The organism is Streptosporangium sp. NPDC049078 (genome assembly GCF_040648855.1).
Lineage (GTDB): Bacteria > Actinomycetota > Actinomycetes > Streptosporangiales > Streptosporangiaceae > Streptosporangium.
In genome coordinates this window covers 310,330-334,206 of sequence record NZ_JBEZEL010000006.1, presented here as the reverse complement: position 1 = coordinate 334,206, position 23,877 = coordinate 310,330, and the positions used below count along the sequence as shown (strand labels likewise).

The 23,877-nt window shown below is 65.3% G+C and carries 18 protein-coding genes; 10 read left to right on the top strand and 8 right to left on the bottom strand.

The window, feature by feature from the left end; genetic code table 11:
• Positions 1–15: 15 nt before the first annotated feature.
• The 8 genes from AB0B90_RS12550 (at position 16) to AB0B90_RS12515 (ending at position 8,404) form a co-directional block, all read left to right on the top strand.
• Positions 16–1,641, top strand: coding sequence for an SPFH domain-containing protein (locus AB0B90_RS12550; protein WP_362922470.1), 1,626 nt, complete (start codon positions 16–18; stop codon positions 1,639–1,641).
• Positions 1,641–2,891, top strand: a complete 1,251-nt coding sequence (locus AB0B90_RS12545) for an SPFH domain-containing protein (RefSeq protein WP_350948224.1) — start codon at positions 1,641–1,643, stop codon at positions 2,889–2,891. Before AB0B90_RS12550 ends, AB0B90_RS12545 begins: the two co-directional genes overlap by 1 nt.
• Positions 2,892–2,921: 30 nt before the next feature.
• Positions 2,922–3,695: a sporulation protein gene (locus tag AB0B90_RS12540; protein ID WP_350948223.1), complete on the top strand. Its 774-nt coding sequence runs from the start codon at positions 2,922–2,924 to the stop codon at positions 3,693–3,695.
• Between the two features lie 413 nt (positions 3,696–4,108).
• Positions 4,109–4,315, top strand: a complete 207-nt coding sequence (locus AB0B90_RS12535; RefSeq protein WP_362922467.1) for a hypothetical protein — start codon at positions 4,109–4,111, stop codon at positions 4,313–4,315.
• A gap of 145 nt (positions 4,316–4,460) precedes the next feature.
• Entirely contained in the window at positions 4,461–5,180 is a 720-nt protein-coding gene (locus AB0B90_RS12530; protein WP_350948221.1) for a TRIC cation channel family protein, read from the top strand.
• A gap of 48 nt (positions 5,181–5,228) precedes the next feature.
• A complete protein-coding gene (locus tag AB0B90_RS12525) occupies positions 5,229–6,485 on the top strand; it encodes an amidohydrolase (RefSeq protein ID WP_350948220.1) in 1,257 nt (418 codons plus the stop codon).
• 169 nt (positions 6,486–6,654) lie between these two features.
• A complete protein-coding gene (locus AB0B90_RS12520) occupies positions 6,655–7,476 on the top strand; it encodes a DUF4259 domain-containing protein (RefSeq protein WP_350948219.1) in 822 nt (273 codons plus the stop codon).
• A 130-nt stretch (positions 7,477–7,606) separates the two neighbouring features.
• A complete protein-coding gene (locus AB0B90_RS12515; protein ID WP_362922464.1) occupies positions 7,607–8,404 on the top strand; it encodes a hypothetical protein in 798 nt (265 codons plus the stop codon).
• A 304-nt stretch (positions 8,405–8,708) separates the two neighbouring features.
• On the opposite strand, the gene AB0B90_RS12510 is transcribed toward AB0B90_RS12515, so the two are convergent.
• Both AB0B90_RS12510 and AB0B90_RS12505 read right to left on the bottom strand, forming a co-directional pair.
• On the bottom strand, positions 8,709–8,927 hold the full coding sequence (locus tag AB0B90_RS12510; RefSeq protein ID WP_362922462.1) for a hypothetical protein: 219 nt from the start codon (positions 8,925–8,927) through the stop codon (positions 8,709–8,711).
• Positions 8,924–9,343, bottom strand: coding sequence for an ATP-binding protein (locus AB0B90_RS12505; protein ID WP_362922460.1), 420 nt, complete (start codon positions 9,341–9,343; stop codon positions 8,924–8,926). The genes AB0B90_RS12510 and AB0B90_RS12505 overlap by 4 nt, the downstream gene beginning before the upstream one ends.
• Positions 9,344–9,595: 252 nt before the next feature.
• On the opposite strand from AB0B90_RS12505, the gene AB0B90_RS12500 reads away from it, so the two are divergent.
• Together AB0B90_RS12500 and AB0B90_RS12495 are read left to right on the top strand one after the other, a co-directional pair.
• On the top strand, positions 9,596–10,423 hold the full coding sequence (locus tag AB0B90_RS12500; protein ID WP_350948214.1) for a helix-turn-helix transcriptional regulator: 828 nt from the start codon (positions 9,596–9,598) through the stop codon (positions 10,421–10,423).
• The gene (locus tag AB0B90_RS12495; protein WP_350948213.1) at positions 10,405–10,623 is read left to right on the top strand and encodes a DUF397 domain-containing protein; all 219 of its coding nucleotides are present in this window, start codon (positions 10,405–10,407) and stop codon (positions 10,621–10,623) included. Before AB0B90_RS12500 ends, AB0B90_RS12495 begins: the two co-directional genes overlap by 19 nt.
• A 127-nt stretch (positions 10,624–10,750) precedes the next feature.
• On the opposite strand, the gene AB0B90_RS12490 is transcribed toward AB0B90_RS12495, so the two are convergent.
• From AB0B90_RS12490 to AB0B90_RS12465, 6 genes are all read right to left on the bottom strand, one after another.
• Positions 10,751–11,608, bottom strand: coding sequence for an SAM-dependent methyltransferase (locus tag AB0B90_RS12490; protein ID WP_362922457.1), 858 nt, complete (start codon positions 11,606–11,608; stop codon positions 10,751–10,753).
• A gap of 316 nt (positions 11,609–11,924) precedes the next feature.
• Positions 11,925–13,310 carry an endo-1,4-beta-xylanase gene (locus AB0B90_RS12485; protein WP_362922455.1) on the bottom strand — a complete coding sequence of 462 codons (1,386 nt, stop codon included), beginning with the start codon at positions 13,308–13,310 and terminating at the stop codon, positions 11,925–11,927.
• A 157-nt stretch (positions 13,311–13,467) separates the two neighbouring features.
• Positions 13,468–14,712 (bottom strand): cellulose-binding domain-containing protein, encoded by a 1,245-nt coding sequence (locus AB0B90_RS12480; RefSeq protein WP_362922453.1) that lies wholly within the window; start codon positions 14,710–14,712, stop codon positions 13,468–13,470.
• Between the two features lie 361 nt (positions 14,713–15,073).
• On the bottom strand, positions 15,074–16,387 hold the full coding sequence (locus tag AB0B90_RS12475; protein WP_350948209.1) for a cellulose binding domain-containing protein: 1,314 nt from the start codon (positions 16,385–16,387) through the stop codon (positions 15,074–15,076).
• 830 nt (positions 16,388–17,217) lie between these two features.
• Complete coding sequence (locus AB0B90_RS12470; RefSeq protein WP_350948208.1) at positions 17,218–17,466, bottom strand: hypothetical protein; 249 nt, start codon at positions 17,464–17,466, stop codon at positions 17,218–17,220.
• 567 nt (positions 17,467–18,033) lie between these two features.
• Entirely contained in the window at positions 18,034–23,469 is a 5,436-nt protein-coding gene (locus AB0B90_RS12465) for a LamG-like jellyroll fold domain-containing protein (protein WP_362922450.1), read from the bottom strand.
• Positions 23,470–23,877 lie beyond the last annotated feature (408 nt).

The following is a 23,877-nucleotide window of genomic DNA, read 5'->3' as shown; positions in this document are numbered from 1 at the left end:
CGCCCAAGAGAAGCCATGCAGTACGCGAGAGCCGCGGCGCAAGCCATAGGACAGGGGGGCGACGTACGCCAGATGGTCGGGCAGGCCGTGGGGCAGTACGCCGGCCAGTCCGCGGGGCAGTACGCCGGGCAGGTGGCCGAGCAGGTGGCCGGACAGGGGCAGGCCAGAGGCACCAGGTCCGCCGGTGACGGGAGCTTCTCCCTCGACCCCTCCGACTTCATGGCCGCCCGTGATCAGGGATCCTCCATGGGCACGATCATCGAGGCCCGCAGCGCCGCGCTCAACGAGGCCGGGGAGATCGTCAACCAGAGCTTCAGCGGCAGGGGCCCCGCCGGGGAGCCGGTCCACGTCATCTCCCCCGTGGTCATCCCCAAGAGCACCACCGCCAGGGTGGTCGTCCCGCTCGTCGTGCTGGCCGGGCTCGGCCTGGTCGGGCTCGTCGCCACCGGGCTGCCCGACGCCTTCCGCGTGCTGTTCGGCCCGCACTACTGGGCCGTGCTGGTGCTGGCCGCGGCGTTCCTGTGGTGGCGCAGGAGCGTGGTCATGGTGCCCGAGGGCTGCAAGGCCCTGATCACGAAGTTCGGCAAGCTCGTGACCATCGCCGAGCCCGGCCGGGTGACGCTGTTCAACCCGTGGAAGCGGGTCAGCTACATCGTCAACACCACCCGTGAGTATCCCTTCAACGCCCCCATCCGCGAGGCCCCCACCCAGCAGGGCGTCAAGGCGAGCGTCGACCTGTTCCTGCAGTTCCGGATCGAGAACCCCGCCGAGTTCATCTTCGTGCTCGGCTCGGTGAGCGGTTTTCAGGCCAAGCTGCAGAACGCCGTCAGCGAGGTCACCCGCTCCCTCATCTACGCCCAGCGCGCCGAGGAGATCTACGACCTGGTGGGCGAGAGCACCATGGGCATGCTGGACAACCTCAACCAGCAGTTCATGCCCGCCGTGCGCCTCACCGACGTCAACATCACGCACGCCGAGCCCTCCAGCCAGGAGTACCGGATGGACCTGGCGGCCCCCGAGATGATCAGGGTCGCGAAGGAGGCGTACACCTACGAGTACGAGCTGCAGCTGCGCAAGGAGCAGAACGAGGGCGACCTGATCAGGGAGCTCGCCGGGCTGCAGGAGCAGCTGTCGGCCATCCACGCCGAGATCGCCGGGCACCAGGCCAGGATCGACACCGCGTTGGAGCGCGCCTCCCACCAGGCCAAGGCCCAGGGCGGCCAGCGGCTGGTGGAGGCGGAGTCCATCGCGAAGGCGAACGCGGCGCTGCTTGAGGCCCAGGCGCTGGACATCCGCTCGCTGAGCGCCGCCGAGGCGCCGGAGATCCTCGACTACCGCTTCCAGCAGGACCTGCTCGACAAGCTGGAGTCCGTCGCCTCGCACCTGCCCCGCCTGGTGCAGGTCGGCGACACCGTCGACATCGACCTGCTCGCCCTCGCCAGGCAGCTGGTCGGCAACCCCGAGGCCCAGCTGTTCTCCCAGGCGGACATGGCCGCGATCAGGGCACGGATGATCGAGATCGGCGACCGTGTCGAAAGGCGCGGGGCGGAGATCAGCTCCCTTCTCAACCCGCCCGCCGACACCACCGTCCCCATTCCCGTCCCCGTCGCGGGACGCGTCGCGCAGGAAGATGAGGTCTGATGAGCGGCAGAGAGTTCTCCAAGATCAAGGAATCCCTCGCCTCCTGGTCGGAGATCCGCCAGCTGCTGCGCGGCGGCGAGTCCGGCCAGCTGGTCCCCGTGGTGATCCCCAAGGACCGCCGCGGCTTCGCCTGGGTGACGCTGCTCTTCTTCTCCCTGTACCTCGCCGGTACGGCGGCGTTCGCCGGAGGGGCGCTCTCCTTCCTCGCCGCGATCGGAGCGGTGTTCTCACTGATCGCGGCACTGGTGTGGCTGTGGCGCCGGGCGATCATCGAGATCGAGGAGGGCACCACCGGCGTGCGCAGCCGGTGGGGCGCCATCGTCGGCACGCTGCCCCCCGGGCGCCACTACCTGTGGCTGCCGTGGGACCGGGTGGACGCGGTGGTCGACACCTCCACCGAGATCCCCTACTCCGCGCCGATCGTCGCCTGCCCGACGGCGGAGAACGTCCCGCTCAAGTCGATCGAGTTCTTCCTGAAGTTCCGCATCGTCGACCCGGTGGCCTTCGTCCGTACGATCGGCGCCGGCAACTTCGACCTGGTGCTCAGCAGCGCCGTACAGGACGCCATCCGCCAGCGCAGCCGCCGGGTGAACACCGAGCGCGCCTACGACCTGCGCGGCTCCGACGTCGGCGACATGCAGGAGCTCCTCACCCGCCAGCTCGGCCGGTACGGCGTGCGCATCACCGGCGCCAACATCCCCGACGTGCAGTTGCCCGACCAGTACCAGCAGCACCTCGCCACCCGCGAGAAGGTCGCCAAGGAGCTGTCGGCGTTCGAGCGCGAGTGGGAGCTCACCCGCAAGCGTAGGATCGACACCCTGCTGATGGAGATCGAACGTTCCAAAAAGACGCGGGACGCGCGTATCGTCGAGGTCAGAGCAGCCGCCAACACCGCGCGTAAGGACGTCGCCCGCATGCTGGAGGAGCACGAGACCGAGGCGCAGCGGGTGCGCTGGGAGATCGAGGCGAAGGGCCGGGCCGAGCTCACCTCCGCCGAGAACGAGGCGAAGGGGCTGCGCAGGCTCGCCGACTCCTACCGCGACAACCGCGCGGTGCTCCAGTACGAGCTGGCCCGCCGCAGGCTCGACGTGGGCGCCAAACTCGCCGACAGCGCCCCGCGTCCCGTCGTCGTCCGCACCTCCGGCGCCTCCGGCGACCCCTCCGTACTGTCCACCATGCTTCTGGCCCAGATCCTGCCCGAGCTGAGCAGCGGCAACGGCCAGACCAAGCCACAGAGTCAAACCCCCTGATGAGAAATTCTCCAGACCCCAGGAGTCCAGATGGTGTTCCGTAAGCTGATGGCCGCGTTCGGCGCCGGTGTCGAGGTCGACACCGTGCTGCAGAACTCGCACGTGCGGCCCGGCGAGGTCCTGCGCGGGCAGGTCAACTTCCGCGGAGGCGGCTCCGACTACAAGGTGGAGGGCATCTTCATCGACTTCACCGCCGTCGTCGAGGTCGAGAGCGGCGACAGCGAGTACAAGTCGACGTACAGCTTCCTGCGCCAGCAGATCACCGGGCCGTTCCACCTCGCCGCGGGCGCCCCGCAGTCGGCCCCCTTCCAGATCCAGGTCCCCTGGGAGACCCCGATCAGCGCCGTCGGCGGCCACCCGCTGCACGGTATGAAGCTCGGCGTCTCCACCGAGCTCGCCCTCGCCGGCGCGCTCGACAAGGGTGACCTCGACCCGCTGTTCGTCAACCCGCTGCCCGCCCAGGACCACCTGCTCGGCGCGCTGGACCGGATGGGCTTCCGCTTCAAGAAGGCCGACCTGGAGCGGGGCACCCTGCACGGCTCGCGGATGCCGTTCTTCCAGGAGATCGAGTACTACGCCGGCGGCGAGTACCACCGCCACTTCAACGAGCTTGAGCTCACCTTCATCTCCGGCCCCCAGGCGATGGACGTCATCCTGGAGGCCGACAAGCGCGGCGGCTTCCTGTCCTCCAGCCACGACACCTACAGCCGCTTCACCGTCCACTACAACGACCACCCCGGCCAGGTCGAGCAGTCGCTGCGCGCCGGCCTGCAGGCCATGGCCCAGCGGCGCGGCTGGTTCTGACCTTTCACGCACGCGGCCGGGCCCCCTCATCGGGGCCCGGCCGTTTCGCGTTCCGGAGGGTCCGTCCGGCTCGGCGATGCCAGGGGAAGCGTGTTCGATCTCCCATCGGACCCCGGCGGCTTACCGAATACAGCTATATGACCTAATGACCATGAAAATTCGCACGATCATGGCGGCGACAGCCGTATCCGTTCTGCTCTTCCCCGGTACGGCCACCGCCTCGGCATATCCGGTCGAGGACGCCCCGCTCCTGACCGGCAACCCCCTCTACACCGTCGGCAGGCTCCCCGTCGCGAAGTGCGCCGGGAAACCCGCCAAGGGCAGCAGCCTCGCCTCGGTCAAGAAGCACGTCAACGCGCTCATCACCTGCATGAACGACACCTGGCGCCCCTACCTGAAGAAGGCTGTCGTTCGTGCCGCCCGTGGTGGAGACGTACGGGACCGCTCTGGAGGCGAAGTCCGAGCGCTACCGCTTCGGGGCCAAGCCGGACGCCGCCAAGAGCAAGATCCGCCATCTCGGCAAGGGCACCAACCTCGTCTACTGGACCAAGCGGGACTACTCCACCGCCACCCCCGGGTCGCGCAAGACCTGGACCGCTCCTGCCGGCAAGGTCTCGTAGCCCGCTCCCACGAGATCTCCGAGGTGGCCCAGGCCATCGGCGACCTCCACGGGGCCCTGATTGAAGCGACATCACAGACGCAAGGTCGACCAGCTGCCGCGGCGGACCGACGGAGTAGGCTCGTCCCATGTCCATTGTGTCTGCAATGTCGACTTCTTCGACTTTTGTCGGGGTTGATATTGCGACGCGTTACCTGGATCTCGCCGGCGTCTTCTCGTGCGCGCTGCTCGGTGGCGCCGTGGCCCGTACGGTCGGCTTGGACCTGTTCGGGTTCTTGGTAGTCGGCATGGTCTCCGGCCTGGGCGGAGGCGTGATGCGGGACGTGCTGCTGCAGCACGGCACACCGGTCGCCCTGACCGACTACGCCTACCTGCTGACCTCCTTCGCCGGTATCGTGATCGCCTTCCTCATCCGTGTCAGCGAACAGTCCTGGAACCGGCTGTTCACCGCGCTCGACGCCGCGGTGATCGGATTCTGGGCGGTCGCGGGCGCCCAGAAGACGCTGGCGGTCGGCCTGGGCTGGCTCCCGGCCATCCTGCTGGGCAGCCTCACCGCCGTCGGCGGCGGCGCCCTGCGCGACGTCATGCTCGGCCGGATACCCGCCGTGTTCGGCGGCAACGGCCTGTACGCCACCGTCGCCCTGGCGGTCGCCGCAGTCACGGTGCTCTGCTCGTACCTCGGCATCCCCAAGATCGGCATCGGCCTGGGCATCGCCTTGGCCCTGCTCTTCCGGATCACCGCCGTGCACTACGGCTGGAACCTGCCCAACGGCCTGAACTGGCAGCCCCACTCCAAACTGGTCACGCTGATGCGACGCCGCTACCGCCGCGGGGGAAAGTCCCAGTCGCGCAAGGAGTCCTCATGACCTCCTCCCCACAGCTGAAGCCGGGGGACTCCACGCTGGAGGTATCTGATGCCCAACCGTGCCCACACCGTACTGACCGGCCTCGACGGCATCCGCTCCGGCCTGGAGGACCTCTACAGGGACCTGCACGGACACCCCGAACTCGGCCTGCGGGAGCACCGCACGGCGAAGAAGGCGTCCGACGCCTTGCGGGACCTCGGCTATGAGGTCGTCGACGGCGTCGGCGGCACCGGCGTGATCGGGATTCTGGCCAACGGCGAGGGCCCGATCGTCATGGCCCGCGCCGACATGGACGCCCTCCCGGTACGCGAGCAGACCGGCCTGCCCTACGCCTCTACGGTCACCGTGACCGGCGACGACGGCACCGAGCAGCCGGTTACGCACGCCTGCGGGCACGATGTGCACGTGACCTGCCTGATCGGCTGCGCACGGCTGATGGCCCAGGCCAAGGATGCCTGGCGGGGCACCTTCGTGGCGCTCTTCCAGCCCTCGGAGGAGAACGGCGACGGCGCCGACGCCATGATCAACGACGGTCTGACGTCCACATCGCCCCGACCCGACGTGATACTCGCCCAACACGTCCTGCCCTATCCGGCCGGCTATGTCGGCACCCGCTCCGGATCGTTCCTGTCGGCCGCGGACAGCCTGCGCGTCACCGTCCACGGCCGGGGCGCGCACGGCTCCATGCCCCAAGCCGCGGTGGACCCCGTGGTGCTGGCCGCGATGATCGTCGTGCGCCTGCAGGCCATCGTCTCCCGGGAACTGGCCGCCACCACCCCCGCCGTCGTCACCGTGGGCAGCCTCCACACCGGCACCGGCTTCAACGTCATCCCCGACAGCGCCGTCATCCAGCTCAACGTCCGCACCTACGACGACGCCTCGCGCACCCAGGTCCTGCACGCGATCGAGCGGATCGTCAGGGCTGAGTGCGAGGCGTCCGGGTCGCCGAAAGCACCCGAGATCGAGAAGATCGCCACCTTCCCGCCCACGGTCAACGATGAGGCCCCGACCCGGCGCGTCGCCGAGGCATTCGCCGCCCACTTCGGCGACGACGCGCACACCATCGACCTGCAGACCGCCAGCGAGGACATGAGCGAGATCCCTAAAGCGTTCGGCGCGCCGTTCACCTACTGGGGCATCGGCGGCATCGACCCCGCCCGGTACGCCCAGGCCGCCAGGAACGGCACCGTCGCCCAGGACATCCCGGTCAACCACAGCCCCACCTTCGCCCCCGTCATACAGCCCACCCTGGACACCGGTGTCAGCGCCCTGACCGTCGCAGCCCTCGCCTGGCTCGGCACGTGAGGGTGAGCAGGAGGGTGTGACGCTCGGAGTCAGCGAGCCAGTCGTCGATGTCGTGGATCCTCCGTCGTTCCAGCACGGTCTCGTAGCCCGCTCCCGGGCTCCCATCGCCGGGCCGGCGCGCGATCGGCACGTACGATGATCACCCAACCCCCGGGAAGGAATCTATGGCATGGACGACCGGCCCCCTCTCTTCGGGGAGCCCTTCGACAGTGACGATGCCTCCGACGCCATCGCGGACCTGGAGGGGGAGGACGACGTCGCCGCGGCGATGGCGGAGGCGCTTGACGCGTTCGTCCGCGACAACGAGGAGTACGTCGAGGAGGGCGCAGTGGAGGAGGCCCTGGCGTTCGCGTGCCTGGTCGCCGCCCGGATCTCCGGCATCGCCCCAGACGAGGCCGCCCATCACTGGCTGGACCGCATCCCCTTCATCGTCTCCGAGAGCCTGCGGCGGCCGGCCGTAGCCGCGTTCGCTCTGGCCACCCGTTCGCGGGACAACTGGCTCGGCGAAGTCCGGGCCGGGGACTGGCAGGTGTTCCTGGAGCACCTGGAGCCCTACCGTAAAGCTCTCCACGGGGAGCCACAGGACCCGCCCGCCCCGTTCGTGCCGGACTTCTCCGGTCAGAAGAGGCAGTGGTTGCAGGCGTACTGGAGCATCGGCGACCGAAGCCTGCCGCACGACGCCATCTACGCGGACGTGGCGGAACGCCTCGTCCTGGCCGTCAACGAGGCATCGGCCTGGCTCGCGTGGTGGCGTCCCGCCGGACTGCAGAAGCTCACTGTTTTCGGGGAGCTCAAGCCGGGCGCGTACACGGAGCGGATCTCTCGTGGCCGCACCACGGCCGAAGCCTGGATCGGTTTCGGCCACCCTCACGAGGGTTTCGGAGAATCCGTCACCCAGCAGGTCTTCGACGATGCCCACCAGGCTCTGGCCGCCGTGAGCCGCTATCTCCGCCTCGATCCCGTCCCCCGGCTTCCCACCCTGCCGGGGTGACACCAGGTTTTCGTCCGCCAGTCGGGTCCAACCGGCGTAGGGAAGCCAGGCGCGAGGCATTGTCCAGCTTGCCCAGATATGCAGTAAATTAGCTGATCAAGTGCTTCTATATGCCCTAATGTCGGTGACTATGAAAATCCGCACGATCATGGCGATGGCCGTCGCCTTCATTCTGCTTTTCCCAGGTACGGCCACCGCCTTCGCATATCCGGTCGAGGACGCCCCGCTCCTGACCGGCAACCCCCTTTACTCCGCCGGCAAGCTCCCCGCCGCGAGCTGCGCGAGGAAACCCGCCAAGGGCAAGAGCCTCGCCTCGGTGAAGAGGCACGTCAAAGCGCTCGTCACCTGCATGAACGACACCTGGGGTCCCTACTTGAAGCAGGCCGACCTGTCGTTCGTAGCGCCCAAGGTGGAGATGTACGGAACCACCCTGGAGAAGAAGTACGAGCGCTACTGCTTCGGGGCCAAAATGAATCCCGCCAAGTCGGAGGTGGTCCACTGCTTCGGGACCTTCCTCTCCGTGCATATCCGTCCCGACTGGATCAAATCTTCCGACGACGTCCCGATCTTCGCGGAGTTGAGTTCCGCCTACGCCGAGCACGTGCTGAGCCTGGTCGACATCACCGAGGGCTACAACGCCCTGCACGCCGACAACGGCGACGAGATCCTGGAGCAGCTCCGCCGCTTCAACCTGCAGGCGAAGTGTCTGGGCGGAGTGACCGCGAGGAGCATGTGGTCCGCCCTCGGCTACCCTGCCAAGGACGCCCGCCGTCTGTTGGACCTCGCCAAGGCCGAGGCCGACCTCAAGGGCAAGCCCCGTTACTTCGGCAAGAGCGCCAACCTCGTCCACTGGACCAAGCGGGGTTACTCCACCGCCAACCCCGGATCCTGCAAGACCTGGACGGCTCCTTCCGCCAAGGTCTCGTAACCGATTTCCTGGGCTTCCTGGCTTCCCGGGGTTTCCACCATCACGGCGGCGCCCCACGCCACCCCCGCGTGACCGGCCCGGCTTCCGTTTTCCGGAATCCAGGCCGGCCTCTCGGGGGTCTCGCCTTTTCTCGGGGCGGATTGAATCCGGCAGGCGATGATCGGCGTTCTCGGAATCCTCCTCGGACATTCGAACGATCGTTGATCGCAATTCGCCGCGCCTGTCGCCTCATCTGCGTGCGAAGAACCGCGACCGGAGCCGGAGAAGAACCCGCCCGCACCGGTTTCCCCTGCCGCTTCTCGGGTCATTGTGCCGGCAGCCGATTCTCACGTTCGTTCTCGGCCGCCAGGCGGCGCGCCATTTCACCGAGAGTGGCCGCGCACAGTACGTTGGACAGGCCGCTCTCCTCGGACAGGCTGTGTCGGCGTACCGCGTGATATCCGCCTTCAGCCGCCTCTGAGATGAGCCAGTGCCTGCCGTACCTGGCGACGAGGATGGCGATCTCGCCCGGTCCCCCGGTCACCGCCGCGCCAGTTGGAACCAGACGATCCGGCCCGCCGCGCCCTCGTGCCAACCCCAGGCCAGGGCCACCTCGCTCACCAGCCAGAGCCCACGGCCTCCCTCGGCGTCCTCGTCCGGCTCGGCCGGGATCTCGGGCGCGCAGGTGGCGGAGCCCTTGTCTGCCACCGCTATCTGGATGGTCTCACCGCAGTTCGCGACCACGACCGTCACCAGTCCGCCGGCGCGCCCCGACTCGGAGTGCCTCACCGCGTTCGACACCAGCTCGCTGACCAGAAGCTCGGCGTCGTAGGTATCCCGTCGCCCTGCGTTCTCCAGCACGTCCCTGACATATCGCCGGGCCGCACCGACCGACTCGGCCACCCCTGGCAGCTCGACACTGCCCAGCAGACCGAGCACGGGAACCGCTTCGGCACCCATTGGACCACCGCCATTCCTGCGAGGTGCCAGACGTCATAAATTCGCCTGTCACAATGTCTCCGCTAACCGGGCGAATTGTCCATTTAGTTCTTTGACATCGTCCGGATAAAAGCTTGGCACCATAGAGTGCGCAGAGTTAGGCTGCCGTTACAGAAAGAATCGGCCGACAAATGAACGACTAACCCCTACACCCGGTGTAGTAATTTGTCATTTATTCGACGGCCGGCGTCATCGAAACGTTGGAGTGATGACATGGGAAACGGCTTCGACCCACATCTGACCCCGGCCCAACGCTTCGGCCGCGAGCTCGGCCGAGCCCGCAGGGAGGCGGGCCTGTCACAGGAGCGGCTCGGCATCCACCTGGGCGTCTCGACATCGCTCATCGGACACATCGAGACCGGCAACCGGAAGCCCGGCCTCGACATGGCGGCCCGCTGCGACGAGCTCTTCAAGACGGACGACCACTTCACCCATCTCTGCCGAAACATCACCGCCCCCACCGGGCCACGCTGGTACGTCAGATGGTCCGAGGAGATCGAGCCCCGCGCCCGCGTGCTGCGCTGCTGGGACCCGCTCCTGGTCCCCGGCCTGCTCCAGACGGAGAACTACGCGCGAGCCGTATTCCGCGGCGACTTGGCCACCTCGGAACAGGAGGTCGAAGACCAGGTCAGCGCCCGCATGCGACGGCAAATCATCCTCACAAAGGACGGTCCACCCATGCTGTGGGCGCTTCTCGACGAGTGGATCCTCCGTCGCCCCATCGGAGGCCGGGAGGTCATGTACGAACAGCTCGACCATCTCGCTACCGTCGCCGGTCGGCAGAACGTGAAAGTGCAACTCGTCCCTCACGACACCTTCTGCACTGCGGGCCTGATGTCCGGATTCGTACTCGCCCAAATGCCGGACGCACCGACCGCCGTCTCCATAGAGTCTGCCGGCGAAGGCGAAGTGTCAGCGGAGCACAATCTGGTAACCACCGTATGGGACAGATATGACCGGCTTCGGGCAGAAGCACTTCGTTCCAGCCTGTCGCTAGAAATGATCAAAGAAGCGAGGGACCAATGGAAGCAACAGACCTGACCGGCCCCGACCTCTCCAACGCCACCTGGAAGAAGAGCTCCCTCAGCGGCGGAAGCGGCGGAAACTGCGTCGAAGTCGCCAACCTCCCCCGAACCATCGCCATCCGCGACAGCAAAAACCCCACCGCCCCGGCCCTCGTCCTCTCTCCGGGCGAATGGGGTGCTTTCCTGTCCGCCGTGAAGTCGGGCCGGTTCGACTGACCGGCAGAGCCATCCCGGCTCTCGCCTCCGAACACGCCAACGGCAGAAAGCGTCCAGAACGACGGTCGGCAGATGGCGGCGTGGGTCGATGGGCGGGCGGTCGTTCGAGGTGACCGCCCGCGAGGTCTTACGGTTTTACGGCCAGGCCACCGTAGGCCCACGCGTGGCCGCCGCCGGGAATCGGTTCTTGGTATTCGTCCTCGTCCGGTCGCCAGGTGACCACTTCGACGAGTCCGGGAGCCGCCATCGTCCAGCCTTGGAAGAATTCCGTCACCTGCGCGTGGCTTCGCGGGACCATGGGCGCCGCCCCCTTGTCGAAGGGCTTGGTGAACTGCTCTTCTGGCCCCTTCGGTGCGAAGTCGAGCGTGACGTGCGACAGCAGCAGTTGGCTGCCCGAGGGGACGGCGGCCTTGTATCGCTCGACCAGCTCGTGGGGCTTTTCTTCCTCGGTGATGAAGTGCAGGACACCGGCCAAGATGAGCGCCACCGGCCGGGTGAAGTCGATGACTTCGGTGATCTCGGGATGCGACAGGATCCGGTCCGGATCCCGCAGATCGGCCTCGATCACCGTGGTCATACCTTCTTCGCTGCTCGCCAGCAGAGCGCGCCCATGCACCAGGACGATGGGATCGTTGTCCACATACGCCACGCGAGCTGCTGGGTTGACCTGCTGAGCGATCTCGTGGGTGTTCCCCTGCGTGGGGATGCCGGTGCCGATGTCCAGAAACTGGGTGATTTTGGCGTCGGCGGCCAGATGGCGTACGCCTCGGCCGAGAAACGCCCGATGGGCGCGTACCCCTTCCCGCGTGCCGGGTGAGAGTTTGACGAGTTGCTCCCCCACCTCGCGGTCGGCGGCGAAGTGGTCTTTGCCGCCCAGGAGATAGTCATATATGCGTGCCGGATGAGGGATCGTCGGGTCGATTCGCGCGCCGGGCGCATTGGCATCGGCCGCCTGCGCACTTAATCGGTTGATGGAATCGGCCATTGATGCTCCTCGAAGATGCGACTGTACCGACGCGGCCGTCTATACAGAATGCGACATCGCACACTGTAGCCCGTTACCAACCAGTTCGCCGCTTATGCGTATCGACTGATGGACTGCGTCGATGCTCATGACCAATGGGTGGGGCGACCCGATGAACCTATCTCCGGCGCATACAGCTCATATCCACATCAAGCTCTCAAAAAATGCCATCCTTCGCGATTCGATTGAACCATTTCATTGTTCGCGGGGTACGGCGCGTGACCATTGAAACGGTTTCGTCTCCGGTGAAGGCGTGCTCTCGCCGCCGGGCCGGGGTTCATCCCGTCAGACCGTCGCAGGTGATCGACGGGGTGGCCGCCGTGCCGTGAGCGATGAAGCCGAAGGTGGTCGAGGCTCCCGCCGCGACGGAACCGTTGTAGTCGACGTTGCGGACGGTCACGTTGGAGCCGGATACGGTGTGCTCACCGCTCCACAGGCTGCTGATGCCCTGCCCGCCCGGCCAGGTCCACCGCACGGTCCACCCGTTGATCGGCGCGCTGCCCGCGCTCACCGTCACCGTCGACCGGAAGCCACCCGGCCAGACGTTGTTCGTCCGCATCGTCGCCGAGCACTCGCCGGTCCGGGGGGTCGGTGTGGATTTCGGGGTCGGGGTGGGGTTCGGGCTCGCGGCGTTGAGCGCGTCCAGCACGGCGTTGTAGGCCGGCTTCTTGTCGCTGCCGCTGAACAGCAGCGGGGTGTCACTCGAACGCCAGGAGTCCTGGTCGCGCACACCCCACACGGTGATACCGGTGCAGCGCGCCACCGCCAGACAGTCGTTGACCACGTTGGCATAGGTCTGAGCGGGGGCACCCTGGATGTCCAGCTCGGTGATCTGCACGTCCACACCCAGGGCGGCGAAGCTGGAGATGGTGGTGCGGAAATTGCTGTTGTACGGGCTGCCGCTGTTGAAGTGGGCCTGCAGGCCGACGCAGTCGATCGGCACGCCGCGCTGCTTGAAGTCGCGGACCATGTTGTAGACGCCCTGGGTCTTGGCCCAGGTCCAGTTGTCGATGTTGTAGTCGTTGTAGCAGAGCTTGGCGGCCGGGTCGGCGGCGCGCGCGGTGCGGAAGGCGACCTCGATCCAGTCGTTGCCGGTGCGCTGGAAGTTGGAGTCGCGCCGTCCGCCGGAGTTGCCGTCGGCGAAGGCCTCGTTCACCACGTCCCAGGCGTAGATCTTGCCCTTGTAGTGGGCCATCACGCCGTTGATGTGGTCGATCATCGCCTGACGAAGGCCGCTGCCCGAGAGCGACTGCATCCAGGCCGGCTGGCCGGGGTGCCAGAGCAGGGTGTGTCCGCGCACCCGCTTGCCGTTCTGCACCGCCCAGTCGTGGATGCGGTCGCCGCCGGTGAAGGTGAACTGGCCCCGCCTCGGCTCGGTGGCGTCGATCTTCATCTCGTTCTCGGCGGTGATCATGTCAAACTCACGGTTCGCGATCGCGGTGTACGCCGAGTCGCCGAGCTTGCCGGCGCTGATCGCGGTGCCGAAGTATCGCCCGCTCCGCTGGGCCGCCGCGGCCAGCGTGGACGCGGCCGCGTCGGCCGGGAGTGGCATCGTCTGCGTGGAGACGATGCCGAGGATTCCGACAGTTGTGGCCAGCAGCGCACGTCGCAGGCCACGGGAACGTCCGCGGGTTCGGGAAGGGGGTGACGCGTGCGAACTCATGCCTGAGCCTCCATGGCTGGACCGACGATGCGGGAGGTCACGGGAGCGTTCGCGTGTACGGCCTCTCGGCCCCGGTCGCCGGGTCCATCGGCGGCCGGGGCCGAATTCTCACTCTCGCTCCCTTGAGGATCGGTGGTCGACGGTGCGGGTACGCGGGTCAGAAATTCTTGGTGCGGACCGTCCAGGGGGCCCTCGCCGCCAGTCCCGAGGGGCTGAGGATGTAGGCGCGTGCCGTGGCGTTGTCGTTGAGGGTCATGTCCAGGAACTGGACCAGCGCGGTCATGCCCTCGTTCATCTGCGCGCCGGTGATGAACCCGACGTGACCGGCCTGCGGATGCTCGGCCAGCACGGACGGTACGCGCGCGAGGTCGTAGTTGGCCCGGCTGTTGTCGTAGGCGATGTCGGAGGGTCCGCCGTGCATGAACATCGCCGGGGTGTGCAGCTTGGACAGTTCCGAACGCGGATACCCGAACGAGCCGTCCGCGAAGAGTCCGCTGTCCAGTGAGACGACACTCTTGACCCGCTGGTCCTGGGCGGCGATCAGCGCTTCCAGTCCTCCGCAGGAGTGGCCGGCTGTGGCGACCCTGGACAGGTCGAGGCGCTGGTAGAGCGGTGAGCCGGCGCGGGCGTTCTCCCGTTCGGCCCAGCCGATCCCGTCGGTCAACAGCGACGGGATCGGAGACCCGCTCGCCACCCCGTTCGGCGAGTTGTCGACCGACGCGGTGTTCACCACGACGATTCCGCGGGCCGCGACGAACGTCAGCGCTCGGACGACCTCGCTCCCGTTGGTGTGGGCGCACGCCCCGTTGCCGAAGAGCAGCACGGGCATGGCGCGCCCGAGGGCCGCCGGATTCGTCGGCCTGTACACGGTGTAGCGGTTGGTGCCGTACGCCCCCTCCCGCGTGACCGGGAAGTTGTTCTCGATGAGCGGCCGGTTGGAAGGGTCGGGGGTCGGCGTCGGTGTGGGGGTTGGAGTGGGAGTCGGTGTGGGGGTCGGCGTCGGAGAGGGAGAAGGAGTGGGCGTCGGGGTGGGTGAGGCGATGACGCCGGTGCAGGTCACGCCGTTCAAGGCGAAACTGGACGGCACCGGGTTGGAGCCGTTCCAACTTCCGTTGAACCCGAAGCTCGTGCTGCCTCCACTGGGGATGCTGCCGTTGTAGGGGGCGTTCGTCACCGTGACCTGCGCCCCGGACTGGGTAACGGTGCCGTTCCACAGCTGGGTGATGGTCTGCCCTGCGGGGAACGACCAGGTCAGTCTCCAGCCGCTGATCGGGTCCCCGAGGTTGTCGACGTTCACACTCGCGCCGAAGCCACCCTGCCACTGGTTGGTGACCGTGTAATTGACCCGGCATCCGGCCGCCGACGCCGACGCCGACGCCGACGCGATGTGCGTACCGGCCACACCGGCACCGACCATCAACAGCGCGGCTGCGACGGCTGCCGACGGCCTTAACCGCAGGCGGAGGGAAGTGAGGTGTCGCATCGATCATTCCAATCTCGAGACATGGCGTTCCGCAGGACGAGCGCGACTTCGCGGAACCCCGGCTGAGGACTCGCTACGGCGGTAGCCGAGGTTCCGCTGCTCGCCTGCGGGCCGCCCGACGACCGGAGTGGCGGGCTGTTCCACGTGGTACGGGGTTTCCTGGCCCGGCCAGAGGGCGAGGCCATGCGTCGTCGCGACGAACGGTCACCCCGGCCTGCCACGGTGCCCTGGCGAGGGGATGGGAGCGTTGGCTCCCATCCCCTCGCCGCTGGTGACCGGGTCAGGCGGTGGTGCAGGTATTGCCGTTGAGGGTGAAGGAGCTGGGTTTGGAAGTGTTGCCGGTGTGAGTGGCCTGGAAGCCGATCTCAAGGCTGGCCCCGGGGGCCAGGGCGGCGTTGTAGCCGACATTGGTCGCGTTCACGGTGCCGGTGGTGGGACTGTAGGTGGCGTTCCAGCCGCTGGTGATGGCCTGGCCCGAGGGCAGGGTGAAGCTCAGGGACCAGCCGTTCAACGCCGTCGAGCCGGTGTTGGTGATGCTGATGGCGGTGGTGAAACCGTTGTTCCAGCTGTTCATCGTGTACGCCACCCGGCAGGCCCCTGTCCCAGGTGTGGGGCTTGGTGACGGGCTTGGGGTGGCGCTCGGCGACGGACTTGGTGAGGGAGTGGTGGTGGAGAACTGCGTGAAGAACTTCCACACCTCCGCCGGCACCCATGTCCTGGAGCCGCTGTCACCGGGGGCGCCGTCCTGCGGGGCGGCGATGTGGCCTTCGTCGAAGGCGGCCCAGGCGACCGGATAACCCGCCCGGCACCCGGAGTAGGTGGTGACGCGGTGCGTCAGACTGCCCTGGCTGGGCTCGGGAGGGTTCTGCGCGGTGCATCCGTTGTTACGGACGAACGTGTCCCGCAGAGACCGGCCGCTGCCGACACCGAGGACCGAATCCCTGATCCCGTGAATTCCCAGGTAGGCGATGGGCTGGGTGCCACCACTACAGCCGCTGAGCAGTCCGCCGGACTGCACCGCGACGGCGCGGAAGACGGTGGGACGGGAACACGCCAGCGAGTAGGACATCGCCCCGCCGTAGCTGAACCCCAGTGCGAAACGCTGGGAGGTGTCGACGCACAGGTCGGCTTCGAGCTGCCGGAGGATGTTGTCGACCAGGGCGACATCCTCGCCACCGGAGTTGGCCCATCCGTTGTTGAGGCCCTGCGGGGCGACGAAGATGGCGCTGTTGTTGGCCAGCCTCTGCAACCCGTAGTAGGCCCATACGTCGCGCTGGACGGTCTGCCCGGTCGCCACATCGGTGGCGGTGCCACCCAGCCAGTGGAACCCGAAGATCAGCCGGTAGGGGCGATTGTTGTCGTAGCCGTCGGGAATCCGCAGGATGTAGGAGCGGTTCTTGCCGTTGTTCTGGATCGAGTAGGTGCCGCTGCGCAGGGTCGGCGCCTTGCCGCACCCGGCGGTCGGGGCCATCGCGGCCAGGCTGCCGGACGAGGTGGTGCCGGCGCTGTGGCTCAGCGCCGCATGAACTTGAGTCAGGACGAGGAGCGCCGCGATGCCGGCAGCGGCGAAAATGGACTGAGTTCGTGAGATCACGTTGCCTTCTCTGGAGTCGGTCTCGACGACGTGGCTGGGAACCCTCACTCCTTCCTCTCGGACCAGGCACCGAGGTGCCGATGGGGGCACACCAGGGTCTGCGCGCAGGCCGTCGCCGGCCTGTGGTGGGGGGGTTCAGCCCGGCGGACCGAATCGGCCGTCGAACCTTTGCCGCGTGTTTCTCGCACACGGCGGCAATCGTCGGAGAAAGCAGCGCCGACATCATGATTCGGCATGCGCCATCGGCAAATCGGCGCACCAGCCGATCACAGTCCTGGCTATATCTCCAAAGTAAGGTCGGTGATTGTTAACGCTAGCATTTCAGCGCGTCGGATTGCGCGTTACGGTAGGCGCGAGAAAGCCTGGCTGTCAAGCAAGGTAGTGGGGTTCATGCGCGGATCCGGCCAGCGGGGTGAAACTTTCATCCCGAGGCGCCGGCAGGTGACCCCGACCGGCAACGAGAACGCAGGTCACGGCGTTGAAGCACCGCGAGTCGTTATTTCGATGAATAAGCTTATGTCGACAGGCCCAACATCATTGGATGCACTCCGTGAAACCGTCTTTTATAGAGACTGTTGCGAGGGCGGATTTTGCCAACAAGACATTGGTGATGACAATCGATATGATTGCCCGCTTCCACGTCCTGCCGCCCCTGTATCCCGCCTGCGTCTGCGGCCCGTCCTGGCAGGTCCCGGCTCCGCACCTCTCGCAGGTTGAGGTTCGGTCGCCTCGGGGCAGGACACGTCACCCTCTTCGCGCGGGAAGACCCAACACCGAAAATGGCCTTTCGGCCTGAAGGAACGGATTGGGCATCTGATTAGAAACCATGGTTATTCACGACAAAGATCGTATTCACCCGGTTCCCGTATCGAGAAATTCAACCCCCACGCGACATACATCGAGGTGGGTGTGGGAGGCGCGCAGACCCGCACATCGCAGTCGCCCCGAAAACGCCAGTCGCCGCTCCCCTCAGGGGTCCAGAAGTGCAGCATGCTCAGCGACGCGATCACGTAGTATGTATCGGCCGTCTCGCTTTCGCCGTAGACCACGCCGTAATAGATGATCCCTTCGGTAGCCACCCGGACAGATTCCGCAGAAGGGCCGACGGCAGCACGACTCGCGGCGGCCAACCTGCCTCGGATGGCTTGACTGATCTTGGTAGGTCAGGCTCTCCTGGCGGACACATGCCTGAGTCGATATCGCACGTCGAGCTCCCCATAGATACTCGGATTACCCTGGACAACCAGAGGCGTCTATTCGGAATTTTGTATAGGAAATTTTCCTACACGATGGAGTCTCACCACCTCGTGCCTAATAGATAGTCTGATAACCCAATACAGGATCCAGAGCAGCGCCGCCACAAATGCGACCGCAAGCAAGAAAAGGAAGATTGTCAAAGAAAATCCGATTTCCATGAGAAAGTCCCCTATATTTGCAGATATGAACACTAAATTGAGGGTTTCGAAAAGACCTATGGATCACCAGTCCGCACATCAGTGAATGCAGCTATTGTTTGATGAATAAAAATCACAAATATACGCCTAAATAATGGATGGTGAGCCAAAAGGTGCATTCCGGAGGCGCTCGAGCGTTCAGAGCGCCTCCGGAATACCTCCTATTTCAAAATGAGCTGATTTCCGAACTTATCATTTATCCCTTACCGCTTCCGCGAGCAACCGCCCACGCGTAGGACGGCACCCTACCCCCTTGTTTTCTTTATGCCATATCCATCCTATTTCCACGACGAACGTGCGTTCAGTGTGGCACACGATGGAATGATCTGCCATGAGAGTATACTTCATGCCCGATAGTTTGAATTCAGCGCTCAGGACACCGCGGAAGTGGTGCCCGAATCGAGTAAGTCCACAAAACCCGATAAGTGGACTTGTGCTGCACTCGGCTACAACTTCAGGTTCACTGCGCCTGACTGTTGTCTTAGCATTCGCGAGGTTATTTGTGAGTTTCGTTTCATGGCAGCTCCCTCCGACCTCACGCCCAACCGGAAGGGAAAAATTGAACCTGTAATCGGGAGAGTTATTGAAGACCTCAGGGGCAATATCTGTCCCTATACTGCTTCCTATATTTAGGGTTTCCTGAAGGAAGCATCCTTTGGCAATAACCTCCATCCCCTTTTTCTTATTTGTACCGAAAGTTGCCTTTTGCATCATCTTGCCGAATTCGGTATTCCAGTATCGATCAGAATTCGGGTAAGCGAAGAACATGTTTTCGAAGCGACGCACCGCCCACCATTCATGAGCTTTCTTTGTGCCCCAATCCACCGGCGTGGACCACTCAGAATAGATCGACGAACGCAGGTGCCAATTTTTTATCCCCAGACTCTCTATTTGCTGACAATAAATGTCATATGGCTTTGCACGGCAGCCCCCAGCAGTAGATCCGCCCGTGTTACCTCCCTCGGAAACGCCACAGACTATCTCTACCGTTCCATCAGGATTGACGGCCCCGGAGCATGGGTCATGACCGTCGGTTGTATCCTCGTAGTTTGGCAGCGGAACATCGATGATGGTTAGTCCACCGCAACGGTCGAAAACGAATATCGAGATGGTCGGATCGCTCGGCTCAACCTGACCGGCGGAGGTCACACGTGTTTTTGCAGACGCCCCTCTCGCTACCGCAACCTCTTCCTCCGTAGCGGTCTCCTCCCAACTGCGTGTCACCCTCGCTATCACACGAGCTGTGCCGTTACCGCCTTCTTGGGCAACCACATCGTCGAGAGTGACCGTGGAGTTCGAGCGGCTGACACCTGCGATCTCCAAAGCTTGTCTATCCCTGATCAGGGATGCGTCGAGCAGGGAGAGTCTGGCGGCGACCGGTGCATCAGGAGTCACCCCGGGCGCATCCCACACTGTGTCCGCTCGGCCTTCCAGCACAGCGTCTTGCGCCTGATAATAGGCTTTAATCCTGTCAATATATTCTTGCGTCCCGGATTCCGATGATGCGCTAAAGTTGGCGGTTACAGAAGACGCATCGAGGAACGGTACACAAGAGGTAACCGACCTCGGTGGCGGAGGAGGAGGTACGACTTTAGGCGTGACAGATGCACTTTCCCAGCCGCTGACGCCAAACACGGTCTTGGCTCGCACCTTGACGGTATGGCTTTCGCCGTTGGTCAGTCCCGAGATGGCCGCGTAAGGATCCTTGACCTCCAGGGTTTTGACGACCGCATCACTACTGTTAGTGACCTGAATATCATAACCGCTAAGCATGGCAACACTGCCGTTGCTCTCCGGGAGACCCCAGCTAGCGATCGCCCCCGCGTCGCCTGCCTGTGCGGTGAGGTTGAGCACCTTACTGGGAGGACCAGCAGGTAGATAGGTAAGTGCGAGTGTTGGCTGCTCCGCCGCTGTCGCATCACCGAAGCTGATGACCTCCTCCTTATTGGAGGTAAGCATCAACCATTGGTATTCAGTGCCGACGATGTCCGCCTGAGGATCATTTAACGGCAGGGAGTGGGGCGTAGCACTAGTATCTACGTCGCCTGCCAGACCCGAGCCCTTGGTCTCACCAGTAACCTGGCTTTTCAACGGGGTAGCAGTGATGATCGCGTCCGCTGGACAGATCCCGGCTGGGCAAACCGGAGTGCCAAGTTTAAGGATGCCTTCCGAGACACCCGCGCCATCTGGAAGCTCGTTGAGCCTGAACCCGATCACCGCTGCCGTCTTGTTCGTGCCAGTACCCCCAATCTGCATGGCGGTCGAGTCGGTCACCGCACAGGGCGAACCGTCGCAGGCGGTGGGGTCGGTCTTGGCGGTCTTGATGACGAAGTTGTCCTTGAGCAGGGTCAGGTGGTTGACGGTTTCGGCCGGAGGCTCCGTTGGAGTGCCCGGGGTGGTGAAGGTGACAAAGGCGGTTTTGGCGGTGCAGATTTCCTCCACGCCTTCGTCCTGAGCGGTCGGTGCGGCACCTTCCCTGGCAGGAGGAGCGGCGTTCGACTTCGAGGCTGCAGAGGCCTGGGCGCCGAGGGTGTAGAACGTCCACTGGTAAGGCGCCATGGTGTTGCCGGCGAGGTCCTTGGCGCCGGTTACCTTGGCTACGTATCTCCCCTCTTCCGGCAGGTAGACAGGGTCAAGAGTCAGGATTTTGCCGGTCGCGTCCATCCGCACCGGGCCGTCTATCGTGATGGGAGGGAAGTCGGGATGGTAGCCGATAACCTCGATCTGGGCGCCTGCCACCCTCTCGCTGAACGTCACCACCAGATCGGTATAAGGGGTGACTTCCCTCGCACCGTTGGCCGGAGCGGTCCTCACCACCGTGGGAGGGGTCGTGTCTCCCGTCGGGGTGGGAGTCGGAGTCACGCTCGGGGTCGGGGTCGGGGTCGAGGTGACCGTCGGGGTGGGAGTCGGGGTCGGGTTGGGATCCGGACCGGGTGACGTGCCGCCTCCGACGACGCAGGCCTGCATCTGCCACTTGTAGGTGCGACCGGCCTGGACGGTGTTCTCCGCCACCTGGAACGATGCGCGCTCACCGCCGTTGACCGTCCTAGCCCCCAGGGGGCTCGATCCGATCGGCGTGCCAGCGTTGTCGTACAGGAAGTACTTGGCGGTGACGGGGCCGCCCGAGGGGCGGTTGACCATGCCCGACAGGATCGGCCTGGTGGGGTCGGCCATACCGGTCTCGGCGTCCGTGGGAACGTACGGTGCGTCGGTGGTGATGCGGTAGTAAGGGCTCTCGCTGCAGGTCATCGGGGTGGCCCCGTTGATACAGGCCCGGACGGAGAACTTGAAGCTGTCGACGTTGCTGACGTCGTAGGTGATGGACGCGGCCTGACCAGAGGGCAGGTTGGCGTTGGTGGGCGGGGTGAGGTTGAGCATCCACTGGATCTCGGTGGGGCTCAGAGCGCGGTCGTAGGCGCGGATCTCGTCATAGGCGGCCTTGACCGAGGAGTAGGCGACGCCGCCGCGCCTACCGTCGCCGAGTTCGAAGGACCGGTCGGCCCGCCACGGAGTGACGGTGTAGTCGGCTTCCGCGGCCTGGACACCGTTGACGTACAGGCGGATCTTCTTGGCGGTGGCGTCGTAGACACCGGCCAGGTGGGTCCAGGTGCCGATCGACGCCGTCGCGGAGGACTTGATCTCCGTCACCGGACTGGTGGCGGTGTTGTTGTGGTACATCTGCATGTTCCACTTGCGAGCGGTGGAGTCGTAGCCAACGCTGAAGGCGCTGTTGACGGTTCCGTTCTGGCTGATCAGCGGGATCGTGCTGGTCCCGACATCCAGCCTGACCCAACCTGCTGCGGAGAAGCTCTTGTCCGTTCGCAGCACCGGACCTGCGGTCGAGGCATGGGAGGGAACCCCGGCGGAGCCGTTGAGAAGAAGCGCCTTCCCGTCCTTGCCGTCGATCCACGAGTAGCGTCCGTCGACGAAGGTCAGCAGGTTGCCCTTACCGCTGGAATCGGTGCCTCCGGTGCCGTCGGTGAAGCTCCACTTCCCGACCTCACCGCCGCCGGTCGTCCAGGAGGGAAGCGGCGCGGTGGACTCGACCACGGACACGTAGTAGTCGATGTTCCTGCCGTCGACGGAGGTGGACTTGTAGCTGACCTTGGCCGAGCTCTCGCGCACGATCGCGTGGTCGCCGTCCATCGAGTCGACCGACTCGGCGGTGACCGTGGGGATCTCGGGCGGCAGGATGTACTGAGTGATCAGCTTGGGCGGGGTGGCACCGGCACCGGTCATCTCCGCGGAGTGGAAAACCGCCGAGTAACCGCTGTAGCGATCGACGTTCTCGGTGGGGCCCTCAAGCCCGACGCCGTAGTTGGGCTGGCCTGCGACCCAGTCCTTGACCCAGTTGGTGATCGGCCAGGTCATCACACCGGGAGTGAGGACATTCGTGGTCGGGCACGGGGTGGCCACGAAGTCGAGACTGGAAGGTTTGTTGGACCAGGTCATCCTGCCCGGTGTCCAGCCGGTGTTGACCCGGGTGGCGTACACCCTGCCGTTGCCGCGCTGGTGACAGGCGGGTGACTCGGTGCGCCACAACTGCATGGTGGAGGAGATGATGGGCTTGTTGGCCAGGCTGGCGACGTCGAACGTCAGATACGAGCGCCAGTAGTTGACCGCGTCCACTCCGTTACAGCCGGAGTAAACGGCGCCGATCTTCAGCAGTGTGGCGCCCGGCTGGTCGTTTGTCTTACAGTCCGCACCGCTGGAGAGCAGAGTGTCGGTTTTGACGGTCAGGGTGGAGGTGGGGTCCACCACGACGGGATAGACGGTGGCGGGGTCGGCCAACCAGTCGGCGTCCGGTTTGAGGACCAGCGTCCGTTTGCCATTCTCCTCGATGACGGAGGTGGCGATCGGAGCGTTACGCGGAGCCTCGCCGGCCTTGGGATCCTGCGTGCCGACGCCGGTGCTGTCCCACATCACCGGTTTCGGCGCCTGGGCGACGACCTTCTTGTCCTTACCTTCGGTGAGTTCCAGGCCCCCTCGCTTGGACACGGCGAGGGTCAGATCCTGAGACTCCACCGGGATGCGGATCTCCAGCGCCTTCTTGGGACGCTCACGCAGTACGACGTCATGCTGAAAACCGGTGGGCAGGGCGGTGACGACCAGGTCGGCCGCAGGTCCGGCGGCGTTCAGGTAGGTGGCGACGTTGCCCTTCACCACAGGACGGGGCAGCTTTCCGTCCCAGGAGAAGCTGAGGCTCTGGTCCGTATCACGCTTCATCACCGCGAACGGAACGTCGGTCCCGCCGAGGGAGAAGGCGAGGTCGGCCTTGGCCACCTTGGGCTTGAGGACGCCGTCCTGCTCCACCAGCGTGGTGTCGATCCACGCCCACCGGCCGTTGTCATCTCTGACCTGCGCGGGACCCGAGTACGACTCCGTCTTCAGGCTGCCGTCCGGGAAGGCCCAGGTTCGCGAGGTCTCGGTAAAAGCTCCGATGGCCTCGATCGGCTTGTTCTGCTTCCTCGCCTCCGCGACCGCCGCGCGCAGCGGAGCATCGGGGTCTTTCGGGCGAGGGAACGGCGTCTGGGGCGGCGCCGAGGGGGCAGGGCCGGGGTCGGCGGCCTGTGCGGGCAGGACGCCGCCCGACACCAGAAGCGAGGCGACCAGGGCCGAGACGGTCACGATCGTGGTCGTGACCCGCCTGTTCGGTCTGCGCCGCCGAGGCGGCGCGAAGGGACGGTTCGGTAAGGGAAACCCCACCGGTGCCTCCATCGTGAAAGGGAGATTGACCGGCCGGGCAAGAAAACAGGAGGGCCCGGCCGAAGATGATCGCGATAAGCATCCCTGCCGGTGCTGTTGATCTTGTCTGGCAAAATGTCGCGATCTTGGTCGAACTCGGACTTCGCCTGCTCACAGCAGGAGTCGGGGCCTCCGGCATCCCTCGCGGAGCATCGCCAAACGTTCCGCCCCTGGGTCACGCATCCACACCCGATGGGAAAGATCCTCTTGAAGCGATGATCGACCAACGGATCAGGTCGAGCCTTGAGATCGCAGGGCACTTGGAGCGCCATCCCATGGCTCGCGATACAG

Coding starts and splice junctions, on each gene's coding strand:
- AB0B90_RS12550 (WP_362922470.1), top strand. CDS start 16: ATGCAGTACGCGAGAGCCGCGGCGCAAGCCATAGGACAGGGGGGCGAC.
- AB0B90_RS12545 (WP_350948224.1), top strand. CDS start 1,641: ATGAGCGGCAGAGAGTTCTCCAAGATCAAGGAATCCCTCGCCTCCTGG.
- AB0B90_RS12540 (WP_350948223.1), top strand. CDS start 2,922: ATGGTGTTCCGTAAGCTGATGGCCGCGTTCGGCGCCGGTGTCGAGGTC.
- AB0B90_RS12530 (WP_350948221.1), top strand. CDS start 4,461: ATGTCGACTTCTTCGACTTTTGTCGGGGTTGATATTGCGACGCGTTAC.
- AB0B90_RS12525 (WP_350948220.1), top strand. CDS start 5,229: ATGCCCAACCGTGCCCACACCGTACTGACCGGCCTCGACGGCATCCGC.
- AB0B90_RS12520 (WP_350948219.1), top strand. CDS start 6,655: ATGGACGACCGGCCCCCTCTCTTCGGGGAGCCCTTCGACAGTGACGAT.
- AB0B90_RS12515 (WP_362922464.1), top strand. CDS start 7,607: ATGAAAATCCGCACGATCATGGCGATGGCCGTCGCCTTCATTCTGCTT.
- AB0B90_RS12505 (WP_362922460.1), bottom strand. CDS start 9,343: ATGGGTGCCGAAGCGGTTCCCGTGCTCGGTCTGCTGGGCAGTGTCGAG.
- AB0B90_RS12500 (WP_350948214.1), top strand. CDS start 9,596: ATGGGAAACGGCTTCGACCCACATCTGACCCCGGCCCAACGCTTCGGC.
- AB0B90_RS12495 (WP_350948213.1), top strand. CDS start 10,405: ATGGAAGCAACAGACCTGACCGGCCCCGACCTCTCCAACGCCACCTGG.
- AB0B90_RS12490 (WP_362922457.1), bottom strand. CDS start 11,608: ATGGCCGATTCCATCAACCGATTAAGTGCGCAGGCGGCCGATGCCAAT.
- AB0B90_RS12485 (WP_362922455.1), bottom strand. CDS start 13,310: ATGAGTTCGCACGCGTCACCCCCTTCCCGAACCCGCGGACGTTCCCGT.